This is a genomic window from Stenotrophomonas sp. 278, from assembly GCF_003935715.1.
In the GTDB taxonomy this organism is placed as follows: domain Bacteria; phylum Pseudomonadota; class Gammaproteobacteria; order Xanthomonadales; family Xanthomonadaceae; genus Stenotrophomonas; species Stenotrophomonas maltophilia_AH.
Genome location: NZ_RHPP01000253.1, coordinates 1 through 2,651, shown reverse-complemented (window position 1 = coordinate 2,651; position 2,651 = coordinate 1). Strand labels below are relative to the sequence as shown.

Annotated in this window: 2 protein-coding genes; one reads left to right on the top strand and one right to left on the bottom strand. The window is 67.4% G+C overall.

The window, feature by feature from the left end:
• The coding region (gene rhlB / locus EGJ34_RS21280; protein ID WP_125362395.1) for an ATP-dependent RNA helicase RhlB at positions 1-1,416 on the bottom strand (1,416 nt) is incomplete at its 3' end.
• A 530-nt stretch (positions 1,417-1,946) separates the two neighbouring features.
• On the opposite strand from rhlB, the gene trxA reads away from it, so the two are divergent.
• Positions 1,947-2,276, top strand: a complete 330-nt coding sequence (gene trxA / locus EGJ34_RS21275) for a thioredoxin (protein WP_125362394.1) — start codon at positions 1,947-1,949, stop codon at positions 2,274-2,276.
• Positions 2,277-2,651 lie beyond the last annotated feature (375 nt).

The window sequence follows — 2,651 nt, the reverse complement described above, 5'->3', positions numbered from 1 at the left end:
GGCCGCCACCGCGGGCTTGTCGCCTTCCGGACGCGGCTTGCGCGGACCGCGCGGCTTGCGGTCGCCATCGCGACGTTCGCCGCGACCGCCACCACTGCCGGAGCGACCGCCACGACCACCGCCGCGGCGCTCTTCCTCGGCAGCACGGGCTTCGCGCGCCTCGCGGAAGATCTGCCCGACGCTTTCGTTGTCTTCGCCTTCCTCACCCGGGGCCGCCGGTGCGCGTTCCGGACGCGGCAGCGCGGTCAACAGCTCCTTGGTCACCGGTTCGGACGGAATCTTCTGCTCGATGTAGGCCTCGATGTCCGGCAGGCTCATCGCATAGCGTTCGCAGGCGAAGCTGATCGCATCGCCTTCCTCGCCCAGGCGGGCGGTACGGCCGATGCGGTGCACGTAGTCTTCGGCATCGAACGGCAGGTCGTAGTTGTAGACGTACTTGATCCCGTCGATATGCAGGCCGCGCGCGGCCACGTCGGTGGCCACCAGGATTTCCAGCTGCCCCTTCTGGAAGCGGTTGAGCAGGCTTTCGCGCTTCTTCTGCGGCACGTCGCCGGACAGCACGCCGACGCGATAGCCCGCCTTCTCCAGCGAGCGCGCCACGCGCTCAACGAACACCTTGGTATTGACGAACACCATCGTGCGCGCGCCTTCGCTGCGCGACAGCAGGCCCAGCAGCAGCGGAATCTTCTCTTCGTCAGCCGGGAAGTAGAGCTTCTGGCGCACGCGCGCGGCGGTCACCGTTTCCGCTTCCACCACCAGCTTCTGCGGCTCGTTCATGTGCTCGTACGCCAGTTCCAGCACGCGGTGGCTGAGGGTGGCGCTGAACAGCAGGGTCTGGCGGGTGGTGCGCTCGGGCATGCGGCGCAGCAGGAACCGGATGTCCTTGATGAAGCCCAGATCGAACATGCGGTCGGCTTCGTCCAGCACGCAGATCTCGCAGGCATGCAGCGACACCACCTTGTGCTGCTTCACGTAGTCGATCAGGCGACCCGGGGTGGCGATGATCACGTCCACGCCCTGCTGCAGGATCTCGCGCTGCTTGTCGTAGTCCACGCCGCCGTAGACCAGCGCGAAGCGCAGGCCCAGGTCCGAACCGAACTTCACCGCGTCCTTGTGGATCTGGATGGCGAGTTCGCGGGTCGGAGCCAGGATCAGCGCACGCGGATCTTCCGGTTTGCGATCAGCCAGCGCCGGGCGGCTGAGCAGGCGGTTGACCACGGCGACCAGAAACGCCAGCGTCTTGCCGGTGCCCGTCTGGGCCTGGCCGGCAACGTCGCCACCGGCCAGCGCGACCGGGAGGGTCAGCGCCTGGATCGGGGTGCAGCGGGTAAATCCGGCTCCTTCCAGGCCGGCCTGCAGGGCCGGATGCAGCTCGAAGGAGGAGAAGGTCAAATCGGTCAGCGGTTTGTCGCTCATGGGTCCGTCTTGGTGAGGCCGCACCGGCACCGGGCCGGAAGGCTTGCAATCTTGGAGGGCAGCGTCGCCATGCGGCCGTTGCGCCGGAAATGCCGGGGCCGGATCGGTGGGGACGCGGGCCGCTGCAGAATGGTCCAGTTTAGCGCAATGTCGAGACCAAACCGGGCTTGCCGTCGCAGGACGCCGTGAGACAGGGTAGACCGCCGTACCCTTTGCGCGGATTTCACCGCGCCTGACGCCAGTTGAACGGGACGCGCCACCTGGCTGGAACTCCTCCATACCTACCCGCACTTACTGGGACAAGCCCCCGGCAAAGCGCGATGCCTGTCACAGGATGTAGCGTTGCAGCCGGGGACTGTGCCCCGGGTTCGATAGGGGTACACTGCGCCCCGAGAGCGTCCAGGCATCCCACCGGACGCACCGCTGGCCGCCCAGGCGACCACGAGGCAGCAGACGCGGGCGGGGCCGGTACGGCGCGCCCAGGTTCAACCCTCCGGCCTGGCCGGGTGCACTCCAATCGAGAGACCAAGATGAGCGACAAGGTTGTAAATGTGAGCACCGCTGAATTCCAGAACGCGGTGCTGGACTCGAAAGAACCGGTACTGGTGGACTTCTGGGCCGAGTGGTGTGGCCCCTGCAAGATGATCGCACCGGCCCTGGACGAACTGGCCGACGCCTACCAGGGGCGCGCCAAGATCGTGAAGGTGAATGTCGACGAACAGCGCGACCTGGCGATCAAGTACCAGGTGCGGTCCATCCCCTACCTGGTGGTCTTCAAGGACGGCCAGAAGGTCGACCAGCAGATCGGTGCGGTCGGCAAGGCGCAGCTTGCGGGCCTGCTCGACAAGGCCCTCGCCTGAGTCACCCGGGCAGCCGGGCCACCGGCTGCCCTGCGGGGCCACGCCCGCATGAATGACCCCGCCCTGCCCGGCTTGCGCCCTGCCGCAAGCCGGTGGTAGTGTCGGCATATCCGGCCGCGTTCGCGTGCCGTGTCTTCCGGTTGTATTCCCACCCGGAATCCTTTTCCCAAACATCCTGACGCCCTTGCCGGGCGCTCGCACCTCTCAGCGAGGAATCCAGCTCTTGTCCGATATCACTACGACCGAAACCGGCAGCGCCGACGCGCCCGCCGAGAAGCGTGTGCGCAAGCCGCGTGTCGCCAAGGCCGCTCCGGCCGAATCTGCCGCTCCGCCGGCACAACCTGCCCTGCCCCTGGCTGCCGCGCCCGCCGCGCC